Origin of the sequence: Methanoculleus chikugoensis (assembly GCF_900095385.1) — an archaeon.
Lineage (GTDB): Archaea > Halobacteriota > Methanomicrobia > Methanomicrobiales > Methanoculleaceae > Methanoculleus > Methanoculleus chikugoensis_A.
The window spans coordinates 20,710-42,633 of the sequence record NZ_FMID01000031.1 but is presented as its reverse complement, the minus strand read 5'-3'; the positions used below and the strand labels follow the sequence as shown (position 1 = coordinate 42,633).

The 21,924-nt window shown below is 63.5% G+C and carries 20 protein-coding genes; 8 read left to right on the top strand and 12 right to left on the bottom strand.

Annotated features, from left to right (window positions below):
* Positions 1–47: 47 nt before the first annotated feature.
* Positions 48–1,241, top strand: coding sequence for a DUF2795 domain-containing protein (locus tag L21_RS14295; RefSeq protein ID WP_256712592.1), 1,194 nt, complete (start codon positions 48–50; stop codon positions 1,239–1,241).
* 27 nt (positions 1,242–1,268) lie between these two features.
* Here L21_RS14295 and L21_RS06730 read toward each other — a convergent pair whose 3' ends face one another.
* Positions 1,269–2,471, bottom strand: a complete 1,203-nt coding sequence (locus L21_RS06730) for a radical SAM protein (protein ID WP_074369723.1) — start codon at positions 2,469–2,471, stop codon at positions 1,269–1,271.
* 300 nt (positions 2,472–2,771) lie between these two features.
* On the opposite strand from L21_RS06730, the gene ablB reads away from it, so the two are divergent.
* The 3 genes from ablB (at position 2,772) to L21_RS06715 (ending at position 6,468) form a co-directional block, all read left to right on the top strand.
* Positions 2,772–3,650 carry a putative beta-lysine N-acetyltransferase gene (gene ablB / locus L21_RS06725; RefSeq protein WP_074369722.1) on the top strand — a complete coding sequence of 293 codons (879 nt, stop codon included), beginning with the start codon at positions 2,772–2,774 and terminating at the stop codon, positions 3,648–3,650.
* Between the two features lie 32 nt (positions 3,651–3,682).
* A complete protein-coding gene (locus tag L21_RS06720) occupies positions 3,683–4,900 on the top strand; it encodes an NAD(P)/FAD-dependent oxidoreductase (protein ID WP_074369721.1) in 1,218 nt (405 codons plus the stop codon).
* A 143-nt stretch (positions 4,901–5,043) separates the two neighbouring features.
* Positions 5,044–6,468 carry an alpha-amylase family protein gene (locus L21_RS06715; RefSeq protein ID WP_074369720.1) on the top strand — a complete coding sequence of 475 codons (1,425 nt, stop codon included), beginning with the start codon at positions 5,044–5,046 and terminating at the stop codon, positions 6,466–6,468.
* A 10-nt stretch (positions 6,469–6,478) separates the two neighbouring features.
* On the opposite strand, the gene L21_RS06710 is transcribed toward L21_RS06715, so the two are convergent.
* The 11 genes from L21_RS06710 to mcrB all read right to left on the bottom strand — a co-directional run bounded on the left by L21_RS06710 (position 6,479) and on the right by mcrB (position 16,594).
* Positions 6,479–7,339, bottom strand: coding sequence for a MerR family transcriptional regulator (locus L21_RS06710; RefSeq protein ID WP_074369719.1), 861 nt, complete (start codon positions 7,337–7,339; stop codon positions 6,479–6,481).
* A gap of 137 nt (positions 7,340–7,476) precedes the next feature.
* A complete protein-coding gene (locus L21_RS06705) occupies positions 7,477–8,349 on the bottom strand; it encodes a tetratricopeptide repeat protein (protein WP_256712588.1) in 873 nt (290 codons plus the stop codon).
* 76 nt (positions 8,350–8,425) lie between these two features.
* A complete protein-coding gene (locus tag L21_RS06700) occupies positions 8,426–8,857 on the bottom strand; it encodes an HNH endonuclease (protein WP_074369717.1) in 432 nt (143 codons plus the stop codon).
* A gap of 61 nt (positions 8,858–8,918) precedes the next feature.
* Complete coding sequence (locus tag L21_RS06695; protein ID WP_074369716.1) at positions 8,919–9,347, bottom strand: hypothetical protein; 429 nt, start codon at positions 9,345–9,347, stop codon at positions 8,919–8,921.
* Positions 9,348–9,429: 82 nt separating this feature from the next.
* Complete coding sequence (locus L21_RS14410; protein ID WP_256712585.1) at positions 9,430–9,915, bottom strand: SDH family Clp fold serine proteinase; 486 nt, start codon at positions 9,913–9,915, stop codon at positions 9,430–9,432.
* 7 nt (positions 9,916–9,922) lie between these two features.
* The gene (locus L21_RS14405) at positions 9,923–10,258 is read right to left on the bottom strand and encodes an SDH family Clp fold serine proteinase (protein WP_256712583.1); all 336 of its coding nucleotides are present in this window, start codon (positions 10,256–10,258) and stop codon (positions 9,923–9,925) included.
* Positions 10,259–10,417: 159 nt separating this feature from the next.
* Positions 10,418–11,503, bottom strand: coding sequence for a DNA polymerase IV (gene dinB / locus L21_RS06685; RefSeq protein ID WP_074369715.1), 1,086 nt, complete (start codon positions 11,501–11,503; stop codon positions 10,418–10,420).
* A 732-nt stretch (positions 11,504–12,235) separates the two neighbouring features.
* On the bottom strand, positions 12,236–13,942 hold the full coding sequence (mcrA, locus tag L21_RS06680; RefSeq protein ID WP_074369714.1) for a coenzyme-B sulfoethylthiotransferase subunit alpha: 1,707 nt from the start codon (positions 13,940–13,942) through the stop codon (positions 12,236–12,238).
* 5 nt (positions 13,943–13,947) lie between these two features.
* On the bottom strand, positions 13,948–14,712 hold the full coding sequence (gene mcrG, locus L21_RS06675; RefSeq protein WP_074369713.1) for a coenzyme-B sulfoethylthiotransferase subunit gamma: 765 nt from the start codon (positions 14,710–14,712) through the stop codon (positions 13,948–13,950).
* Positions 14,713–14,802: 90 nt separating this feature from the next.
* On the bottom strand, positions 14,803–15,273 hold the full coding sequence (gene mcrD, locus L21_RS06670; RefSeq protein ID WP_074369712.1) for a methyl-coenzyme M reductase operon protein D: 471 nt from the start codon (positions 15,271–15,273) through the stop codon (positions 14,803–14,805).
* Positions 15,274–15,289: 16 nt separating this feature from the next.
* Positions 15,290–16,594 (bottom strand): coenzyme-B sulfoethylthiotransferase subunit beta, encoded by a 1,305-nt coding sequence (mcrB, locus tag L21_RS06665; protein ID WP_074369711.1) that lies wholly within the window; start codon positions 16,592–16,594, stop codon positions 15,290–15,292.
* Positions 16,595–17,555: 961 nt separating this feature from the next.
* Here mcrB and L21_RS06660 point away from each other — a divergent pair.
* From L21_RS06660 to L21_RS06645, 4 genes are read left to right on the top strand one after another with little or no spacing between them, the layout of a single operon-like run.
* Positions 17,556–17,969, top strand: coding sequence for a molybdopterin dinucleotide binding domain-containing protein (locus L21_RS06660; protein ID WP_074369710.1), 414 nt, complete (start codon positions 17,556–17,558; stop codon positions 17,967–17,969).
* Entirely contained in the window at positions 17,969–19,339 is a 1,371-nt protein-coding gene (locus L21_RS06655) for a formylmethanofuran dehydrogenase subunit B (RefSeq protein ID WP_074369709.1), read from the top strand. Before L21_RS06660 ends, L21_RS06655 begins: the two co-directional genes overlap by 1 nt.
* Positions 19,340–19,342: 3 nt before the next feature.
* Entirely contained in the window at positions 19,343–21,055 is a 1,713-nt protein-coding gene (locus tag L21_RS06650; RefSeq protein WP_074369708.1) for a formylmethanofuran dehydrogenase subunit A, read from the top strand.
* A 10-nt stretch (positions 21,056–21,065) separates the two neighbouring features.
* Complete coding sequence (locus tag L21_RS06645; RefSeq protein WP_074369732.1) at positions 21,066–21,866, top strand: formylmethanofuran dehydrogenase subunit C; 801 nt, start codon at positions 21,066–21,068, stop codon at positions 21,864–21,866.
* Positions 21,867–21,924 lie beyond the last annotated feature (58 nt).

Genomic DNA, 21,924 nt, shown 5'->3' with positions numbered 1-21,924 from the left:
TCTGCGCGAAGGTGATGATCGCCTTCGAACAGGGTATGGTGGTTGCAATGGCTGAGACGATTCTGGAGCAGCAGGTGAGGAGGACGGAGGGGCAGGAGTTCTTCTCATCCGAAGATGTCGTGGGGAAGCGGGTGAAGAACCCGGAGGGCTATGATCTCGGCGAGATCTCGAGCCTGCGGGTCGGCCTGCCCACGGGAAGGGTGGCGTACGCGGTGCTCAGGACCGGCGGCATGTTCGGCCTCGGAGCGAAGCATTTTGCCATCCCCATCGAGGCCATGGTCTACCGGCCGGGGGACGATGTCTTCGTGGCGAACATCAGCAAGTACCGGCTCGACAACGAACCCGGGTTCTCGGAGGGGGATTGGCCGAGGGAAGCGAACTGGAGCCTGATCGAGTCGAGACGCCCCATGGGGCCCCCGAGCCAGGAGGAGGCACGGGCCGTGACCCGGACGGAGCCGCCGCCCCGCGAGGTCGTCACGACGGAGCGGGTGGAGGTGCGGGAGCGGGCACCCCGGGAGGAGATGCCGATACGAGCCGAGGAGGTGGAAGAGACCCGGGTCCGGACGGCGGTGCCCGTGACGGAGGCCCCGCCCCGCGAGACCGTCGTCGAGGAGGCGGAGACCCGGCCGGTGACGGAGGCTCATGCGCCGACGCTCGAGTCCATGATGAAGGCCGAGGACGTGGAGGAGGGCAGGGTCACGACGACGGTGCCCGTTACCGGGACTGCGCCCCCGGAGACCCGGCCGACAATGGAGCCCGAACGGCCCACGACGACGGGACCCGCTCCCGGGCGTCTCTCGGCCGCCGGCCTGCAGGTCTATCTTGCGGGCATGAACTACCCGGCAGGGAGGCAGGATCTCATAACCCACGCCCGGCAGCACGACGCGCCGCAGAGTGTGCTCACGACGCTCGAAGGGTTCCCCGACCGGACCTACCGGTCGGCTGCCGACGTGAGCGCGGAGTTCGGCGGGGAGGCCCGAACCCGGCAGCCGACCGGAACCGAGACGTCTGCCGGGGAGGTTCGCGAGACCGGGACGGTACCGCCCCGTGCCCACCTCTCGGCCGCCGACCTGCAGGCCTACCTCAAGGGAATGGACTACCCGGCGGGCAGGCAGGATCTCATAACCCGAGCCCGGGGGAACGCTGCACCGCAGGACGTGATCGCGGTGCTCGAACGGTTCGAGGAGAGGGATTACCGCTCGGCCGCAGACGTGAGCACGGAGTTCGGAAAGGTCAGATGACCCTACTTTTTCCAGAAGGAACTACAGTTACGGGAAGAGTTTCGTCTGGATGGTATCCCGGCCGCCGAATACGAGATGGCGCCCGCCGCCCTTCCCCCGGATACCGGCACGCGCAAGGTCGGCCGGACCGGTGAACGGCCGCACCCTCCGCAGGCTGAGGATCCGGTCCGCTGCCTTCGGCCCGATCCCGGGGACGCGGAGGAGGTCGCGGCGCGGGGCGAGGTTGACGTTCACCGGCGCGTTCCCGGCGGCAAGAACCGCTTTCGGGTCGCGGTCTGCAAAGAACCCCTCCTCGTCGAGAGCAGCCCGGAGTTCGTCGGCCGTGATGCCGTAGTCCCGGAGCAGGTAGTCGGCCTGGTACCACCGCCGTGCCCGCCATGCCGGGGTGTCGGGGTGCGGCGCGAGGGGAGTCCCCGGAAGGGCGTGGAACGCCGAGAAGTAGACCCGTGACGGCCGGACCCGCCGGTACTGGTCGGCGAGGCAGGAGAGGATCTCCGCATCGGTCTCGTCCGCGGCCCCGACGACGAACTGTGTGGTGTGACCGCCGGGCTTCTCCTCCGCCACCCAGGACTGGCGCTTCAGGATATCCTGCCGGTAGTCCTTCACCCCGGCGATGCCCCCGAGACGGTCGGGCGACGTCGTCTCCAGGTTGATGCTGATCCGGTCGGCCACGCGGGCGGCGTCGTGGATATCCGCCCGGGTTGCGCCGGGAAGAATCTTCAGGTGAAGGTAGCCGTCGTAGCCCCGGCGGCGCAGGATCTCCCCCGTCTCCACGAGGTCGTGCATCACATAATCGACGTCCCGGGGGATGCCGGAACTGAGGAAGAGTCCTTCGACGAGTCCGTCCCGCCAGAGGCGAAGGAAGGTATCGGCGAACTCCCCGGGGGAGAAACTCACCGGCTCTCGCCGGGTACGGACGGGACAGTAGGCGCAGTCGTAGGAGCAGGTGCCGTTGAGGAGCATCTTGAGCATCCGCCCGCACCCGCCGGTCCGGCGGTTGTAGGAGATGTAGGGAGCGATCACGGTTCGCCCATTTGGGTCTTCGAGACCGCCGAGGGCTTCTTGAGATGCACGAAGGGTATCGAGCGGGACGGGCAGGATCTCCGACGCTTGAGAGCTCCTTCGGGTCTCGACCGTGACCGGGAGGAGTTGAAGGCACTCGCCCGGGCTGCAGATGTCGAACCGCCCGGCAGCGGTGAGGTAGGTGAGTTTCTGCTCTCGCGTCGACATACCGGAAGCTCGGCCCGCGGGAAGAAGAAACGACGCCGGGCGCGGGGCGAAAGTGTACTGAAGGGCTATTGTGCAAACCGCAAAACGCAATATTGGAATCTATTATGTATTGTGAAAACTATAGTATCCCTGGAAACAATGGTTCGTTTTTTACAAGATCAGAAAAATCAGAATGTCCAACGATCACACACCGGTGCCGGGAACACCACAACCCGGCATCCGGCAAAGAACAGTTCGCCTCAACGCCGGGGGCAGACAGGAACTCGCCCATACCAGGGTGCCTATGCCGACACCGTCGCGATGCTCGGAGGGAGCCTGGTCCACCACGGCCCGTTCAACGACCGGGCCTACCTTTTCCGTCTGGATCCGACGGACTTCCCGGGGATCACCGACCGGCTCCTCGCGCTTGCACGCGGACGGGGCTACTCACGGATCTTCGCACGGATCCCTGCCCCGGCATGCGGCCACTTCATATCGTCCGGTTACCGGCCCAGGGCACGGATTCCCGGGCTTTACCGGGGAGAGGTGGACGGCTACTACATGGCAGCCTACCGTGACCCCCTCCAGAGCGGCTGGCAGGACGGGATCGATGACGTCCTTGCGGTTGCAGAAGAGAAGGGTCGGAGGAGCGCCGCGAGCCCGGCACTTGAGCCCGGCCTCACCTGTACCCCCGCCACGCCGGCGGACGCCCCGGCGCTCGCGGCCATCTACCGGAAGGTGTTCGTGACCTATCCGGTCCCCGTCCATGACCCCGCCTACCTCGTGCGGGAGATGCACCACAACCTGCACTGCTTCTGCATCCGCGACGGCAAAAAGATCGCCGCGATCGCCTCTGCTGCAGTTGACCCGGAGGGGCAATTTGCGGAGATGACCGGGTTCGCGACGTTACCCGAGTACCGGGGCCGCGGGTTTTCAAGTCACCTCCTGCGGTGGATGGAGGCGAAGATGCGCTCAATCGGGATAAAGACCGCATTCGCCATCGTCCGGGCCCGTTCATACCCGGCAAACATCATCTTTGCCCGGGCCGGCTACACCCACGCGGGGACGGTTCCCGGCTGCGTCAACATATGCGGCTCCCTTGAGGATATGAACGTCTGGTACAGACTGCTCGACGATAGAATGGCAGCACCCCCACGGGGCATCTCCGGGCCGGCCGGAGACGCCCGGGGAAAAGAATAAGCAAAGTCCCGGATCCATACTACCACCCAAATATGGACACGGATAATTTACCGGCTTATGACGCGGTTGTTGTCGGGGGCGGACCCGCCGGGAGCACCGCCGCCTACCTGCTCGCGGGGTTCGGATACCGGGTGACACTCCTGGAGAGGGAGAGGTATCCACGGGACAAAGTCTGCGCCGGCTGCCTCAGCCAGAAGTCCATCCGGTTCCTCGACCGGGTCTTTGACCTGCCCGTCCCCGCCCTCAGGGAGGAAGGGCTGCTCGACTCTGCCGGGATCGACTACGCACTCTATGTCGGGAGCAACCGCGTTCTCGCCGGGGACCTCACCGAACCGTTCTATTTCACCCGACGGGAGCGTTACGACGCCTGCCTTGCCCGGAGGGCGGCGGATGCCGGGGTGGAGGTCCGTGAGGGCGTGGAAGTCACCGCAGTCGACCATGCCGGCCGGACCGTCACGACTTCGGATGGGGACCGGTACACCGGCCGGGTCATCATCGGGGCCGACGGGATTCACAGCGGAGTCCGTCGCTCCCTCCCGGAGAGTGTCTTCGAGCATGACCGGTGGCGTGAGAACCTCGGATGGGCCATGGAACTTGCAATCCCCCGCAAGGAGGCTCAGGCGCTCAGGAACGGGGACGGGGCGATCCGACTGGATGCCGAACTCGCGACACCGCACCTTGTCCTTGACGCCTGCCGGTGGGGCTACGGGTGGGTCTTCCCGAACCGGGAAGCGATCGTCGTCGGGCTTGGGGGACTGCTGCAGAAGAACCGGAAAGCCCTCCCCGAGCGCTTCAGGGAGTTCCTGAACGACATCGGCCTTGCTGCGTTCGCCGACCGGAAACCAGCGGCATACCCGCTGCCGTTTGGCAATTATATCCCCTCCCCGGCTCACGAGGGGACGGTCCTCGTCGGCGATGCGGGCGGGTTTGCAAGCCCCATCCTCGGCGAAGGGATCTTCTATGCCCACCGGACCGCAGAACTCGCCGCCTACGCCGTCGACCGCCACCTCACGTCCGGGGCGCCGCTCGGCGAGACCTATACCGCCCTCCTCAACCGCCGCCTCATCCCCGAACTGCGAGCGGAGAAGACGTTGCGGAACTTTCTCTACAACTGCCTGGATGCCGGGATACACCTGCCTCTCGAAGCCATGATGCGGGCGACGAACGGCCGGGTCATCGATGCAATCCAGGGACACCGGTCATTCCGGGGGTTCCAGCGGGACGACGAGTTACATTCCTCCGTGTGGTGAAAACGACTCCCCCGAAGGGGGAGGAGTTCGAGAAAACGCAAAGCGTTTTCGAGTAACGACCTCCGCGAACGGTGCGACTCCCCGCAGGAACAGGGGTCGAGTCCGGGGATACCTCTATCCGCCCCGGGATCCGGGGAGATACCATGAACACCTACACCCCACGCCACCCTTCTCTCTACGAGGTCAACGCCCGCGTCCTGCTCCGCCGCCTCGCGAGGGGGACCGGGCACCGCCTCACGCTCGACGACATCCCCGACTCATGGCTTGCGGGGCTCGCCGAATGCGGCATCTCGTGGGTCTACCTGATGGGGGCCTGGGAGACCGGGGAGGCCGGGCGGCGGGTCTCGGGCTCGAACGAGCAGTGGCTCCGCGGCTACCGGGACGTGCTCCCCGACCTCCGGGAGGAAGACATCTGCGGCTCGCCCTTTGCCGTCTCCGGCTATTCGCTCCACCCCGGCCTCGGGGATCCGGAGGCACTCGTGAGGTTCCGCGAACGCCTGCACGGAGAGGGGCTCCTCCTCATGCTCGACTTCGTCCCGAACCATACCGCACCCGACCACCCCTGGGTGCTGAACCACCCGGACTACTACGTCCGCGACACCGACGGGAACCTCGCCCACGGCCGCGACCCCTACTCCGGCGGTTGGCCCGACACCCTGCAGCTCGATTACGGTAGTCCTGCTTTGCAGGACGCGATGATCGTCGAACTGCAGAAGATTGCAGGGCAGTGCGACGGCCTGCGGTGCGATATGGCGATGCTCGTCCTCCCGGAGGTCTTTTACCGGACCTGGGGGCGGGAGATGGAGCCCTTCTGGCCCCGTGCAATCGACAGTGTCCGGGACGAGCGCCCGGCGTTTACCTTCATGGCGGAGGTCTACTGGGATCTCGAGTGGACACTCCAGCAGCAGGGGTTCGACTACACCTACGACAAACGGTTCTACGACCGGCTCAGGAACGGAGCGGCGGGACCGGTGCGGGACCATCTCCGGGCGGATTCCGAATACCGGGATAAGTCCGTCCGGTTCCTCGAGAACCACGACGAAGATCGGGCGGCGGCGGTCTTTCCGCCGGAACAGCACCGGGCCGCCGCCGTCCTCGCCTTCCTCTCCCCCGGGCTCCGGTTCTTTCACCGGGGGCAGTTCTCCGGGCGGCAGAAGAAGACCCCCGTCCACCTCTGCCGGGAACCGGAGGAGCCGGCCGACCCATCCATAGAAGAGTTCTACCGGCAGCTCGCTGCCTGCCTGCGCCTGCCGGCGTTCCGGGACGGCGAGTGGCAGCTCCTCGACTGCACCCCCGCATGGGAAGGGAACCCCTCCCACGACGGGTATGTCGCCTTCGCCCGGGAGCGTGAGGGAGGGCGCTACATCGTCGCCGTCAACTACGCCCCCGACCGGGGCCAGTGTTACGTCCCGCTCCCCTGGGGCGATCTCGCGGGGAAGGCGATCCGGCTCCGGGATCTTATCGGGGAGGCGGCGTACGACCGGGACGGTGAGGGGCTCCTCTCCCCCGGGCTCTACCTCGACATCCCCGGGTGGGGCCGCCACATCTTCGAGGTCGCGGGAGAGTGACCGCTCCCGTTCAGGGGGACGGGGGAAGGTCCTGCACCGGGAACTGGACCTCGGTCAGGAGTTCCTCCTCCGGCACCTCGGCAGGGTCGTTGAGGTAGAGTTCCCGCGAGGGGCCGGCCGGCACGAGGCGGTGCTCGTTCATATAGGCGAAGAGCCGCTCGTAGGCCTTCCCCACCCCGGGGTAGGGGCCCGTGTGGAGCACCGAGACGAACCGGCCGCCCGGAAGGGTCACGACCCCGGCGGCGGATCCGTCGAGGTTGACGGACCCGACGATCGGGAGCGCGACCTCGATATCTGCGTCCGTCTCCCGGTACTCCTCGTCGTGGCAGATGAACATGATCGGCCCGGTCACCTTTGCAGCGGGCTGCCGCCCGTCGGCAGGAGAGACATAAGCGCAGAGTTCCCCGATCATTCTCGGGATCGCCTCCTGGTAAACACCCCGTTCCCGGCGGGAAAGCGCCCGCGTGGCAGGGATATCCTTGATAACAGGTTCGGTGATTGCCATACTGAATCCTCCGTTGAATGGGTCCTGCTTCTGTTTGCGCAGGGCCTCTGCAATCGCATGCAGCCGGCCGGCCTCCCGTTCGGTCTCAGCGAGACGCCGTGCGAAGTGTTCCCGGATCGTCCCGGCATCGCCGCGCTCCCGCGCCTCGAGGATGGATTCCACCTCGGAGAGGCCGAACCCGAGCCAGAGCAGGTGCCGGATACGGATGCCCCGCTCGACCTGGACGAATGTGTAGTAGCGGTACCCCGTGCAGATGTCTCTTGCCGCGGGGACGAGGAGCCCCCGCTCATCGTAGAGGCGGAGCGCTTTCTGCGAGAGGTGTGTGATCCGCGAGAACGTGCCTATGGGGATCTGATCGGCCGGCATGGATTACATCAACCCGTTGGGGTCGCCGGGTAATAGACGGTCGGAGTCTCCCCCGGGGAAGAGTTCCCGACCTCCGGCGCAGTGGTTCGCGGTTGAACGGCCGGAGGCGTCAACCTTCCGAAAGGGTCCGGGGGCCCTCACCACTTCTGGATAAGAGAGAGGAGCATCTTTCTGACCTGTGCGGTCAGCTCGCAGGAAGGGTTTATCTCGAGCGCCTTGTCAGCGCACGCAAGCGCGTGCCGGTACATCCCGAGGTGGTAGAGGACGCTGCACTTCATGCTCCACCCGGCGGCGTACTTCGGGTCGATTGAGAGCACCTTATCAAAGCACTCGAGCGCTTTGCGGTACTCGCCGAGCGCGTACAGGGCGCCGCCCTTCAGGCTCCAGACCCGGACGCTCCCGGGATCGTCGGCGATGGCGCGGTCGTAACAGCCGATCGCCTCCTCGTGCCGGTGCTGGAGGAAGTGGGCGTAGCCGAGATCCGCCCAGGCCGCCACGAAGTGGGGGTCGATCGCGAGAACGCGCTCGTAGCAGGCGATCGCGTCGTCCAGGCGGTGCATCGCGACGAAGACGCCGCTCCGGTTGTACCAGGCGACTGCAGAGTCCGGGCTCAGTTCCACTGCCCGGTCGTAGCAGGCGAGCGCCTCCTCGAGCCGGTTGCGGCGGCGGTAGAGCATCCCCCGGGAGACCCAGGCGGGGGCAAAATCCGGGTCGATCGAGAGCGCCTTTCCCCAGCAGTCCAGTGCATCCTGGTCCCGTCCCAGGAGATCGAGAAAGACCCCTTTGTTGTTCCACATCTTCACGTTTGCCGGATCATCCTTGAGCACCCGGTCGAAACAATCGATTGCCTCGCCGAACCGCCCTTGCTGCGCAAGGGAGACGGCTTTCCTGCTCACTGTGGAATCGGTGCAGGCGCCTTCCCGGTCCTCGGGTTCACTCCTGCCGAAGAGTCTCTCGGTGATGCTCACGCCGGACATTCCCCCCATGGTCAGGCAACTGGTAGCGCGCATATCATATAACCGTTGCCCCGGGGGCCGGACCCGGCAGGTGGGCCTGCCGGCTTTCAGGGGAGTCCTGCCGGGTGCGTCACCTCAAACGACGCCGTGCTGCCGGAAGCACCCGGGCCACCCTCTTTGCCCCTCCCTCGCGGCGGAGCTCGGTGTGCACCCGAGCATGGCAGATGCCGCAGAGCGTGATGAGGTTCTCCAGGTCGTCGTTCGTGGGGTCGCGGTCGAGATGGTGGATGTGGAGGTCCTCTTCCCCGCCGCAGACAGAGCATTGCTGCCCGTCGCGTTCAAGCACAGCGTTGCGAACCTCCTTCCACCCAGAAAGGCCGTACTTCTCCCGCGCACGGATGGGGGTCTCGAACCGTTCGCAGTAGATGAGGCCCCTGCCCCTCACGGCAAACGGGCAGCGGCAGCAGAGCCGGCGAAACCCGTTCCGGGCGGGATCGTCCCCGCAAAGAGAGGGGCGCGAACGATCAAACGCATCCAGGCAGAGTTGAATATCAGTGCTCACGATCTAAAGAAAGTGGGTTCCAGGACGGGATAAGTGGTGGGTTTGCCCCCCATCCCGCGGATCACGGTGGTGTCGGGACGGGCGTCGCGGGGGCTACGGAAGTCCGGCTCCGGTGCAGGACGTCGCCTGCGGCGTTCCGGATCTCGATTTCAAGCGCTACGCGGCCCAGGGGATCCTCGCGTGGGACGACGAACTCAATGGGGCTGGCACGGGAGATACCCTCGTATCGCACGTTCTCCCGGGTCTCGATAGTGGTGCCCCAAGAGACGTCACGCTCAATCGTACAGGTTGCGCTGTAGGTTCCCGATTCATCGGAGTCCGGGACGAACCGGAACTCCACACGGTCGTCGTAACCGGCGGTCTCGCTCCGGAACTCCGTGGCCGCCTGCCCCGTAAAAGGCCCTTCTTCGCCGGTGCACCCGGCGGAGAGGAGCGACGCCGCGATACACAGGCACGCGAGAACCAGGCGCATTGTCGTCGTAGTCGTCATTACTGCCTCCCTGTCCGGTACGGACAGAGAAGTGTTGGCATCGGAAGATAGAAATTGCTTTTGCGAGGGATGCGGCAGAACATCACCCCTTCTTCTCTTCCCGGTAGGGCACCGGGACGTAGGCGACCGACGGTCGCCGGGGCATCGCCTGAGGGAAGAGATCCATCAGCCGGTAGATCCCGGCAGGCATGCCCGGGGTGACGGGGAGCCCGAGTTCCCGGGCCTGTTCGAAGGTGATCGGGTAGTCGTGCGTCCACGTCCCTTCGGAGAGCAGGCGTGCGAGACGGTCGGCCCGCCCGGCGTCCATCCGCTCCCGGAGGAGAACGGTCACGAACTCCCGCATCTGGGTCTGGGCCTTCGCCGCGATGTCGACCAGGACGAACGTCTCGTCGTCGATCTCCTCCGGGGGCTTCAGGCGCGGAACCCGCAGGAGCGATGCCGCCGGGTACTCCCCGATCCGGGGGTCGACCGGGCCGAGCACGGCGTTCTCGTCCATCGCCACCTCGTCGGCGGCGAGGCAGAGGAGCGTCCCGCCCGACATGGCGTAATGGGGAACGAAGATCGTCACTTTCCCCTTAGCGCCGGAGCGCCATCGCGATCTGTTCCGACGAGAGGACCAGGCCGCCGGGGGTGTGGACGACGGGGTCAATCGGCATCTCCGGGGCGGTGAGCCGTATCGCCCGGAGAACCTCTTCGGAGTCGTTGATGTCGATGTAGCGGAAGAGCGGGATGCCGAGAAAACCGATCCGCTCCTGCCGGTGGATGAGGGCGATGACCCGGGTGTGCCGCTCGGCTTCGAGATCCCGGATCGCCCGCAGGCGCCGGGCCCGGATCACCTGCTGCTGGACGACCGGCACCGCGAAGAGGAGGAGGATGACGCCGGTGAGGAGCACCGTCCAGAGGTCGGCCATGCCGGCACCATGGTGGGCACCGCACGTAAAGAAGGTTCGCCCCACGGCACTGTAAAAATCTTCTTCTCCCCATTAACAGATTACCGTCCAGGGCTGAATGAAGCAGTTTTCCATGATCAGCAGGACACTATCCGTGCAGAAACCGCCCTGCGTGACCTGTCAGGGGGAGAAAAACTCGTCGATCGACGTCTGCCGGGTGCGCCCGCCCTCGAGCGCCGAGAGCCGGACCCCGATCAGGCGAACCGGCTCGCCGTTGAGGAACGGGTCGAGCAGCCCGGACGCGGCCTGCCGGATCGCCGCGGGGTCGGCGGTGAACCGCGGGAGCGTCCGGGACCGGGTATGCGTCTGAAACCCGCGGTACCTGACCTTGACCGTGACGGTGCGGCACCGGAGGTTCTCGGCACGGAGCGTCCCGGCGACGTCGTCCGCAAGTTCGGCGAGGGTTCCTGCGAGGAGCGACGGGTCGGCGGTATCCGCTTCGAACGTCGTCTCCCGGGAGATGGATTTGCATCCCTCCCTGCCCTGAACCTCCCCGTCGTCGATGCCCCGGGCGAGGCGGTGCACCCGGACGCCGGATCTCCCCAGACGGGCGACGATCTCCTGGACGTCGCGGCGTGCAAGGTCGCCGATGGTCAGGATGCCCATCTGCCGGAGATCCTCGCCGGTCTTCTTCCCGATCCCGGGGATCTTTTCTACCGGCAGGGGGGCGAGGAATCCGGCGACCTCGTCCGGGCGAACGACCGTCAGCCCGTCGGGCTTCTGGTAGTCGGAGGCGATCTTCGCCACGGCCTTGCCCGGAGCGACTCCCACCGAGCAGGTGAGCCCCGTCTCTTCCCGGACCTCCCGCTTGATCGCGGCGGCAAGCGCTCCCGCCGCCGCGAAACTCCCGGTACCGCTGACGTCGAGGTAGGCCTCGTCGATGCTCACCTGCTCGATGCGCCCGGTGTGCCGGGAGAGGATCGCCATGATCTCTTCCGAGACTCCGGCATAGAAGGTGTGATCCACCGGAAGATAGACGCCGTGCGGGCAGAGGTCGAATGCCCGGGAGATCGGCATGCCGGAGTGCACCCCGTAGCGGCGGGCCTCGTACGAGCAGGTGCTCACGACCCCGCGGCCCGCCCCACCCTTCGGGTCGGCACCCACGATCACCGGCTTCCCGGCAAGGGACGGATTGCGGCGGACCTCGACGGAGGCGAAGAAACTGTCCATGTCCACGTGCAGGACGATCCTGCCGCCGGCTGTCACTCTATGAACTCCTCCTCCCGGTTTCTTACGGGAGTGTTGGAGGTCCGGCGATATAGGGGGTTTGGTGGCGTGGGGCGAAAGTGCAGGGGTGAAAGAGGGTTCCACGGGTGCCGGATATGAGCCGGAAGCGGCTTCCCCTGATCATACCGGCGATGATCTGTGAAAGCCCGAAAACAGATTTCGAGGGGATATCGCCATTGGGGGTGGGGCTGACGGGGAGGGGGGAGCATCCCCCCTCCCCTGTCTCCGCCACTTATGGGAGCATGTGACCCCCACCCCGCCCGGCCTCCGGCCTCCTCCCCCGCCCCTCGGGGCGGGGGCAGTGCGTGGCGATATCCCCACGGTCCACTGTACGGGACACTTTCCATGAGTCTAACATATCCATCTGTTGTACAAAGCCGTTTTCGGGCTTCCCTCGAGCCTTACACTTGCCTGAACCTCCAGGCACCCAGGGTGTGGAGCATCTTTGCAACAGGGGTTTCGCCCACCACCACGCACTCCAACCCAACCCCCGCGCGCCTCACGGTGACCGGGGCGGGCTCTTTACGGACGGAGAAACCAGGAGATGCGACGCTTCGCTGTAAAAACAGCATATATTGTGGTACAAACGTTTAACCTCATAATACGTGGGCGAGTGAGAACCACTCGCTCCACCTTCTCCAGCTGATCGGCAGGAATGCTTGCGATCGCGGATTATGAGGACGTGCAAATAAAAAGGGGTTATGGAGTTGTTTACCGCGCCGGGATGATGAGGGAGCGCTCGCCGGCGGGCATGAACTCGCGGATGGCACCCTTCGCGAACTCGCGGCGGGGCTCGGCGAAGTCGAACTTCAGGGCCGGGTCGGCGAAGCAGACCTTCACGAGGGGGCTGTAGCAGAACGCGTCGCCGCGCCCGTAGTGGGAACCACCGACGATAGCGGCGTACTCGCCCTGGTGACCGACGTTCATCGCGTAGTTCGGGTAGTTCGGGCCACGCAGTTCGCCCATCAGACCGCGGTCGGACTCCATGGAGAGGGAGTTCGCGGAACCGCACTGGTCCTGGAGGTCGTAGCCGAAGAAGCCGAGACGCGACCATCCGTCCTTGTGCAGGAGCATGGAGAGGTACCAGGCGTTCAGGCCGGCGTTCGAGTTGCCGGTCGCGATAGAGGTCGTCAGACCGGACGCAGCGGCGATGACACCGGCACGCTGGGAACCGCCGAAGTGGTCCTCCATCATGGTCGGGAACATCTCGTACTGCTCCATGGCGTTGAGGGTGACCTCGGTCGCCATGTCGTTGACGATCTCCTGGGTCGGCTTGACCTTGTCCTTCGGGCTCGGGTTCTTCCAGTCGACTTTGTACTTGTCCTTGACGTAGTCCATACCGTAGTAGGTGAACTCGTCGAGGATGTTGTCGGTGTAGGCCGCGGTCGCGTACTGGGTGAATCCGACACCGCCGGACATGTAGGAGCCGAGCCAGATCTGGTCGTAGAGCATCGTTCCGGCGCCGACGACCTCGAGGGCAGCCTTCGCGGGGTCGTTCGGGTACTTCCGGTTCGCCTGGACGATATCGCTGAAGAGACCGAACTTGATACCACCGGGCTCGTTCGGGCCACGGGCACGCCGGGCGGGCAGCAGGGATCCCATCTGGACGACGCCTGCGTGCTTTGCAGCGTAGGAGAGGTCGGCAACGGCCGCTTCACCGGCGCACATCCGGTACGCAGCGATGAAGGACATACCGATCTGCATCGCAGACCACCGGGAGGTCGTTCCACCGTCGCAGGTCCTGGAGACCGCGGTCGGGATGTGGATCGCCTGATACATGCTCTTGCCGACCTCGGCCTTGAGTTCCTCGGCCTGCTTGGCGGGGAAGAGCTTCTCGATGTTCAGCAGGAACTGAGGCTCGATGTCGTCGGCGAGTTCCTGGTCGCCGGTGAAGACCTTGACGTAACAGTCGTCGACGAGGCCGGGGTGGGTCTCGACCATGTGCTCCTGGACGACGGCGCCGCCGGGCATCGCGTGGTTCAGGATGTGGAGGTACTCGTTGATCGTCTCAGGGGTAACTTCCTTCCCCAGACGCTTCTGCAGGGTCTGGTGGGCGAGGTCCATCCCGACGATAACGGTCCGGCGGATGTCGTCCCACATCTGCTGCATCGCAGAGTTGTTGACGAAGTGCAGGTCGTCACCCTCGACGAAGACGCCGGTGCCGGAGACCTCGTAGGTCATCAGCTGGCGCTGGCCCATCGGGATACCGCCAAGGTGGCAGCGCTCGGGGTCGTACATGGAGATGCCGCGGTCCATCTCGACGGCGCGGCTCGCCTTCATGAACTCCATCTTACGGGGAGACTGGCGGACACCGTTGAACTTGTAGAACTCAGCGGTCTCAGATTCGACGTCCTGACCCTGGAATTTCTCCTTGAGGGCCTTCAGGAACAGCTTCTGGGATCTTTCAATCTTTGCCATTGTAATCACTCCTCTTTCGGCATGAAGCCATATTTCGTCCGCAGCGAGTGGATGCGCTGGATATACTCGATGTACTCGGTGTCGTCACGGTAGGCGGTTCCTACGAGCGAGTGGAAGATCGTCGTGTGGGCCTTGAGCCACTTCTCGTCCATTGGCTTGCCGACGGCAACCGCACGGTCGAGAGGCTCGCCGATCTGGTTCTTGACGTACTTGACGATGCCGTCCTCACCGAGGACGTTCCTCTGGAGCATGTCGAACATCATGCCGTCTTCAGCGAGACGGAGCGAGTGGCCGTGCACGGTCGCACCACGGATGCCGACGAGGGCGGGGTCGAACATCTCGGTCTCGATGAGATCCTTTGCGTACTTTTCGAGGTCGCGCTCACGGCACTCGACGATCTGACGGCCGGAGAGCGTACCGGGGTCGATGCCGCGGAAGCGGTACATCTCGGTGTAAGTCCGCTGGTAGGGCTGCGAGGGGGCGTTAAACATCGAGTCTGCAAACTGGATGTAGCGGACTCGGTCGCCTGCCTTCGCACCGTCGGTGGGCTTGACGAGCTTGCGCATGGGGCAGTTGGGCTCCTGCTGCTCGGCGAGCGGCGGGTGAGCCGTCGGGTATGCCGATCCAGGAGCACGGTGGCCGAGGATCAGCACGATGTCCTCATCCGTTACGGAACGAACCTTCTCAAGCTTCTGGCCTGGGTTCATCTGTTTGCGCCGGTTCTCGGCGACAACCGATGTCCCGGGACCGTACTGGGGCTTGTATGCCATTTTTCCATTCACCTCAAAGTGATTGATATCTTATCCATTTCCTGTCTTGAATGAGTTTCAGCCATATTTCCGGAATTTATGCGCCTCATGTCACTGTTCCGTCCGAAGAATCACCGGGCTCTCCCTGTTCCGGGGGTCCGTGAGACCGACGAGCGATGTATCGGCGTCCGGCCCATACTTCGCGTAGTCCACGAGCGTCGGGGAGGTCTTCATGAACTTGCCTTCCTGGAGCAGATAGGGGAACTCCACAAAGAAATCGTCGCAGAGCGACCGGATCTCCTCGATAACGGAAGCGTCCTCGACCTCCAGGATGACCGTGCCCACCTGGACGCGCAACGCAATCTCGGCGTCGGCGACGCGAATTGCTTTGCGGTCGGAGTGAGGGTTCGGGCTTCCCCGTGCCGGCCCGTACGGGACTGTCTTCGGCAGGCCGGGCCCGTGGATCATCATCCGGCGGATGCCGGCAGTGCCGGCAAGCATATTGAGCAGGCGTTCTGCGGTCGCGGGCTTGAGCATCCGTATGGGCACAATCCGGACCTGCGGAAATTCGGCGTTCGTCATTCGAATCTCTGCTCGCTCAGGCTCCGTTGGCGATCTGGTCGATCGGCTTGTTGAAGACGTCGATCTTACCGTAGGTGTCGGCGAAGAGCTTGGAGGTGCTCTCGGGCGAGAACATCTGCGTTCCGGCGTCGAGTGCCGCTGCGGCGACCACGCACGGGATAGCCACACCGTTTGCGTGCCTGGTCACGACGTGGTTGCCGTTGAAGATACCGGGGCCGCCACCACCGTAGATCGAGTGGCTGAAGAACGAGAACCCGACGGCGGTACCCATGACACGGCCGTAGTCGGTGCTCGGGAGACCGGTCTCGTGCTCAAGCAGGTCGTTGAAGTATAGGAGCGTCGCGGAGACTGCCTGGGCAAACCGTCCGGCACCACAGTTGACGATGGTGGCTGCCATGGTTCCTGCGGCGGCGTAGGCGTTCCAGAGCATGGGGTCCTTCGTGTCGTAGAACTGGAAGTACCCGCCCTTCTTGCCGGGGACGATGACCTTGTCCTCGATGGCGCGCTCGACCAGGCTCTGGACGACGGTACCGACGGTTCCGGTCTGGCCGTTCGCCTTGACGAGGTCGTAGACCATGTTGTTCGCGTTCAGGCCCTGGTAGGCGTAGGCGAGCAGCTGGGCGCGCTCGAACGGCCCGACGGCGGATCCCATCTCAAAGATACCGGCGGTCTCGAGGGTGGATGCGAGTGCTGCACCCTGCAGGGCGTTCCTGCCGGTCATCATGACGGTGTGGTTGACCGGGATGTTCCGGAGAGCGTAGCCGATACCCTCGTTGTTCTGGGGGATGTTCAGGATCGACGTGACGAGTGCACCCTGCATGTCCTGCGTGTGCGGGTAGCCGCCCCAGCAGGCCGCCTTGACGGTGGATGCATTGAAGGCGTCGACGTTGAACTGGTCGACGATCGAGAAGGTGGCCGCGGCTGCGACCGAGGTGATCGCGGCGTCGTAGGTTGCCGCGTTGATCAGGCGCTTCGACGGGACCTGGACAAGCAGGAGCTTGCCGCCGTTGAACTCCATGATCTCGGTGTCGTCGCCATCCTCGACCTGGATCATCTCCTTGATCTTGGCGACGATCGCGTCCTTGTTCTCCATGATGGGGAGGTCGAGTTCTCTTCCCTTGATCTTGCCCTTTCCAAGTTTCCCGGTCTTGAGCGCGTCCTGGATGCCGCCAAGGTTTACGCTGATCGTTCTCTTGGTCAGGTCGATGATCTTACCTGTGGCCGGGTTAACCAGCGGGCTGATTCTGTCGAGGGTGACGCCGCTCTTGAGCAGCTTCCCATCATCAGAATAGAGATCGATTGTTTCCGTGTATTTAGCCATAGTATTTCATCCTTTTACCCTTGTTCAATACGTTCCGTTCATGCAAGGGATCATGACAGTCATCTGTTCTAGATCCCTGAAGGCCGCTACTGCACGTCCCAAAAGGGACTATAAGAGTAGAAGGAGAGTTGTTAATAAAATTTGCGAAATAAGATGGGTTTTTTTTGCAAAAAATAATATTAATATCGAATATATTCCTAATCGGATATTTTAAAATCGGGATGCGATTGATCGAATGGTTGAACTTGCTCCCTAAAAAGGGTTTCTCAACGCTGCCTATCAGGCGTTATCGCCCGGGAGAGAAGGCAGGCAAAGGAGACATATTAAATATTACGTGGGACAATACTAATAATAATAATTAAAATTGTTTCACCAGAAAAGTACCCAAATGTACTTGAGTATCCAGGTTGGTCATAAAGATATATAATCCTACCCCCCTGAGGGAGGATTTTCCCGATAACCTGATATCCAGACCCCCTTTTTCAAATACCCCTGACAAAAGCTGGAAGTAAAAAGAATGTAATTATATAACACCTCTACGATCCGATCTATACCGGGCGACGAGCGCGACATATCGTTCTGCCGCCACTCCGCGGCTCCCATCCTGCGGCTATCCTGCAATACATCACGGATCATTCCACCAGGTAAAAAATAACCGGTTTCAAACACCCGGAAATAAATCCCGTAACCTTTAGTTGATTACAAATCCGGAATGGTTAAATACAAAACATTACAAGTTATGACAAAACGATCCGCCCGGTGCTCCGCCCGGATGTTTCGTTTCCCCGGGTGAGCAGGCCCCCCATGCCGGAAGGTTCTGCTTGCCGGGTACGGAGAATCCCGGCAGATCCTCCCAGAACGGAGTACCTGATAATGGGCGTTGCCGGGGTTACCGCACCCCATCCGGCCGGCCTCCCGGTGTTCGGGAGACCGGCCATACCAACTACATCGAGGCAAAACCATGGCGAACAGGATTACATTGAACATGATCACCCAGCGCTCCATCGAAGAAGGCGTTGCGATGGAAAAGGGCAAAACGACCCCGGAATACTTCGAGGCCTGCTCGATCATCGAGATGCACGACGACGACGTCAAAGCGCTCGGTCTGGTTCCGAACCAGCTGGTACGGGTGACGAGTGAATGCGGAAGCGTGGTCGTCAAGGTCGTCAAGGGGCGTCAGTCGCTCTACCCCGGCCTTGCATTCATCCCGCAGGGCGTCTGGGCAAACCAGGTGGTGCCCCCCCGGACCCAGGCGACCGGGGAACCACAGTACAGTGGTTTTCCCGTGACGGTCGAACCGGCGAACGGTGAGCGGCGCAAGAGCGCGCTCGAACTCGTTCAGGGGGCCGTCGGGATGTGGAGAGGTGATCAATAATGCCAAAGAAGATTGAGAACGTCGGATGCCCATACTGCGGCGTCTGCTGCGACGACCTTGTCGTGACCGTATCGGACGACGGAAAGAAGATCCTCGAGGTGGAGAACGCCTGCGCTATCGGCAACCAGATCTTCCACCACGCGACCGGCAGCGAGAGAGTCAAGCTGCCCCGTCTCCGCCAGCCGGACGGCACCTACAAGGATATCTCCTACGACGAGGCGGTCGACTACGCGGCGAAAGTCCTCTACAATGCGAAGAAACCCCTGATCTACGGATTCGGGTCGACCAACTGCGAGGGCATGGCCGCCGCGGCCAAGGTCGCCGAGAGGGCAGGGGCCGTGCTCGACAACTGCGCGTCCATCTGCCACGGAAGTTCGTTCCTCGCGATATTCGACAACGGCTACCCGAGCTGCACCCTCGGCGAGACGAAGAACCGGGCGGACGTCATCGTCTACTGGGGCGCAAACCCGGCCCACGCCCACCCGCGGCACATGTCCCGCTACTCGATCTTCCCCCGCGGGTTCTTCACCGGCAAGGGCCACAAGAGCCGCAAGATCATCGTCATCGACCCCCGCCACACCGACACCGCCCAGGTGGCGGACATCTACCTCCAGGTGAAGCAGGGGCACGACTACGATCTCTTCGACGCGTTCCGCACCGCCGCCCGGGGCCACGAGATTCCCGCCGAGGTTGCCGGGATCAAGCGCGAGAAGATCCTCGAGGTCATCGAGATCATGAAGAAGGCCCGGTTCGGCACCATCTTCTACGGCATGGGCCTCTGCCACTCCGACGGCCGGAACCACAACGTGGACATCGCCATCAGCCTGACCCGCGACCTGAACGACTTCACCAAGTGGACGATCATGGCGATGCGGGGCCACTACAACATCACCGGACCGGGCGCGGTCTGGTCATGGCAGTACGGGTTCCCCTACTGTCTCGACCTGACGAAGAAGGACATCGCCCACATGAACCCCGGCGAGACGAGTTCCGTCGACCTTGCGATGCGGGACGAGGTGGATGCCTTCGTCAACATAGGGACGGATGCGGGCGCCCACTTCCCGATCGAGGCGGTCAAGCATCTCCGGAAGCACCCCTGGATCACCATCGACCCGAACATATGCATGGCGAGCGAGATCTCCGACCTCCATATCCCGGTAGGGATCGTCGGGGTCGAGGTTCCGGGCATCGTCTATCGGATGGACAACGTCCCGATCCAGTACCGCAAGGTCATCGACCCGCCCGAAGGTGTCATCAGCGACGAGGAACTCTTCGAGCGGATCTTCAAGCGGCTCGGCGAACTGGAAGCGGAAGAGGCTGCGAAGGGGCCTGCGAAGGTCGCCCCGGTCAGCGTCCGCGCGGAGGAGTGAAGCATGAGCGAACTACTGATCAAGAACGGGTTCGTCTTCGACCCCCTGCGGGGGATCAAGGGCGACCGCATGGATATCGGAGTCAAGGACGGCAAGATCGTCGAACCGGGCACTCTCTCGAGCCCGAAGACGATCGACGCCGCCGGCATGACCGTGATGGCGGGCGGCGTGGATGTCCACTCCCACGTCGTCGGGCCGAAGGTGAACGTCGGCCGGCTCTTCCGGCCTGAGGACAAGCTCTTCAAGAGCCCCCACAAATCTCCTACGTGCAGCCGTATGGAGATGGGCTGCTCCGTCCCCTCGACGTTCAAGACCGGCTACGACTACGCGCGGATGGGCTACGTCTTCGTCAACGAGGCGGCGATGCCCCCGCTCCACTCCCCGCACGTCCACGAGGAGATCCGCGACACCCCGATCATCGACAACGCCGCGATGCCGGTCTTCGGGAACAACTGGTTCACCCTCGAATACCTGAAGAACAACGAGATCGAGAACAACGCCGCGTATACCGCCTGGCTTCTCCGGGCAACCCGCGGGTTCGGCATCAAGGTCGTCAACCCCGGCGGCTCCGAGGCATGGGGATGGGGGCTGAACTGTGTCAACATCCACGACCCGGTTCCCTACTTCGACATCACGCCGGCGGAGATCGTGAAGGGCCTCATCGAGACGAACGAATACCTCGGCCTCCCGCACTCGGTGCACCTGCACTGCAACAACCTCGGGAACCCGGGCAACTACACCGATACGCTCGAGTCGCTCAAACTTGCCGAGGGCTACACCCCGAAGAACGAGTTCGGCCGCGAGCAGGTGCTGCACCTCACGCACCTCCAGTTCCACTCCTACGGCGGCGACTCCTGGGGGAACTTCGAGTCCCGGGCAAAAGACGTGATGGACTACGTGAACGCTCACGACAACCTCACCGTCGATATGGGCCAGGTGACCCTCGACGAGACCACCACAATGACCGCCGACGGGCCGTTCGAGCACCACCTCTGTTCCCTCAACCACCTGAAGTGGGCGAACACAGACGTCGAACTTGAGACCGCTGCGGGCGTCGTCCCCTACATCTACAGCCCGAACGTCAAGGTCTGCACCATCCAGTGGGCCGTCGGCCTGGAGCTGGCCCTCTACTCGAAGGACATGATGCGGACGTTCATCACCACCGACCACCCGAACGCGGGGCCGTTCACCCGCTACCCGCAGGTCATCGCCTGGCTGATGAGCAGGGCCGCACGTGACGAGACGATGAAGACGTTCAAGTGGCTCGAGCGGACGATCGACGCCACCTCCATCGACGGTATCGACCGCGAGCTCACGCTCTATGAGATCGCACAGATGACCCGTGCAGGGCCGGCAAAGGCGCTCGGCGTCTGCAACACCTACGGCGGGCTTGCCCCCGGCATGGATGCGGATATCGCCGTCTACGCCCTCAACCCGGAGAACATGCCCTCGAACCCGGCGGAGATCGAGAAGGCCTTCGCCCGGTGCGCCTGGCTCGTCAAAGACGGCATCGTGACCGTCCGTGACGGTGAGATCGTCGCGGAACCCGCGAAGCGGACGGTCTGGGTCGACGTGAAGGTCCCGGAGAACGCACAGGTGCAGAGAGACATCTACGAGCACTTCCTCCGGCACTACAGTGTGAAACTTGACAACTACTCGCTCTTTGAGGAGCACCTCCACAACCCGCGGGTGATCGAGGTCGATACGACAGAATGAGGCGATGAACATGAAGACAGTAACCCTCACCCTGACCAATCCCCCCGAGCTCATGCTCGAGGGGCAGAACATCACTCCGGACAACTTCGCAGGCAAGAAAGCCGCCGAGATAGCCACTCTCGACGTCTGGGAAGGCAAACAGAAGAGCCCGCTCGGGAAATACTTCACCGTTGAAGGCGACGGCGGAGCGACGGCGGAAGAGACGAAGATCGTCCTCCGCGGCGACTGCACCCGTGTCAAGAGGATCGGACAGCAGATGACCGCCGGCGAGATCGTCATCGAAGGCAACGCCGATATGTACATCGGCGGCTGGATGAAGGGCGGAAAGATCCACGTCAAAGGAAACGTCGATTCGTTCTGCGGCATCGGGATGGAAGGCGGCGAGCTCGTCGTCGACGGAGACGCCGGACATCACCTGGGATCGTCCCCCCGCGGGGAGTGGCGCGGCATGCAGGGCGGAGTGATCCGGGTCGCCGGAAACGCCGGCAACGATACCGCCACGTTCATCAACGGCGGGACGATCGTCATCGGCGGCGACGCGGACATCCACATCTCCACCCACGGCGAAGGCGGCACCGTCATCGTCAAGGGCAACGCCAAGGGCCGTGTCGGCGGACAGATGGTGAAAGGCGACATCTACGTCTTCGGGGAGATCGAGAACCCGCTCCCGGGATTCCAGATGGTCGGCGAGGTCGAGCAGGAGGTCGACGGTGAGAAGGGCCGCTTCGCCCACTACATCGGCGACCTCGGCGAGCGCCACCCGGTCTCCAAGGGCAAACCGGTGTATGCGAACCTCTATACCCGAATCTAACTTTTTTATGCGAAAGCGGCAGGGCCGCCGGGAACAGGCGATGATATGGGCATGACGT

Bases quoted from the DNA above. Each gene is read 5' to 3' on its own strand.
- L21_RS14405 (WP_256712583.1), bottom strand. From the start codon at position 10,258: ATGGCCGACCTCTGGACGGTGCTCCTCACCGGCGTCATCCTCCTCCTC.
- mcrD (WP_074369712.1), bottom strand. From the start codon at position 15,273: ATGACGAACGCCGAATTTCCGCAGGTCCGGATTGTGCCCATACGGATG.
- L21_RS06650 (WP_074369708.1), top strand. From the start codon at position 19,343: ATGAGCGAACTACTGATCAAGAACGGGTTCGTCTTCGACCCCCTGCGG.
- L21_RS06720 (WP_074369721.1), top strand. From the start codon at position 3,683: ATGGACACGGATAATTTACCGGCTTATGACGCGGTTGTTGTCGGGGGC.
- ablB (WP_074369722.1), top strand. From the start codon at position 2,772: ATGCTCGGAGGGAGCCTGGTCCACCACGGCCCGTTCAACGACCGGGCC.
- L21_RS14295 (WP_256712592.1), top strand. From the start codon at position 48: ATGGCTGAGACGATTCTGGAGCAGCAGGTGAGGAGGACGGAGGGGCAG.
- mcrB (WP_074369711.1), bottom strand. From the start codon at position 16,594: ATGGCTAAATACACGGAAACAATCGATCTCTATTCTGATGATGGGAAG.
- mcrA (WP_074369714.1), bottom strand. From the start codon at position 13,942: ATGGCAAAGATTGAAAGATCCCAGAAGCTGTTCCTGAAGGCCCTCAAG.
- L21_RS06715 (WP_074369720.1), top strand. From the start codon at position 5,044: ATGAACACCTACACCCCACGCCACCCTTCTCTCTACGAGGTCAACGCC.
- L21_RS06705 (WP_256712588.1), bottom strand. From the start codon at position 8,349: ATGCGCGCTACCAGTTGCCTGACCATGGGGGGAATGTCCGGCGTGAGC.
- L21_RS06660 (WP_074369710.1), top strand. From the start codon at position 17,556: ATGGCGAACAGGATTACATTGAACATGATCACCCAGCGCTCCATCGAA.
- L21_RS06710 (WP_074369719.1), bottom strand. From the start codon at position 7,339: ATGCCGGCCGATCAGATCCCCATAGGCACGTTCTCGCGGATCACACAC.
- L21_RS06695 (WP_074369716.1), bottom strand. From the start codon at position 9,347: ATGACGACTACGACGACAATGCGCCTGGTTCTCGCGTGCCTGTGTATC.
- mcrG (WP_074369713.1), bottom strand. From the start codon at position 14,712: ATGGCATACAAGCCCCAGTACGGTCCCGGGACATCGGTTGTCGCCGAG.
- L21_RS06645 (WP_074369732.1), top strand. From the start codon at position 21,066: ATGAAGACAGTAACCCTCACCCTGACCAATCCCCCCGAGCTCATGCTC.
- L21_RS06655 (WP_074369709.1), top strand. From the start codon at position 17,969: ATGCCAAAGAAGATTGAGAACGTCGGATGCCCATACTGCGGCGTCTGC.
- L21_RS06730 (WP_074369723.1), bottom strand. From the start codon at position 2,471: ATGTCGACGCGAGAGCAGAAACTCACCTACCTCACCGCTGCCGGGCGG.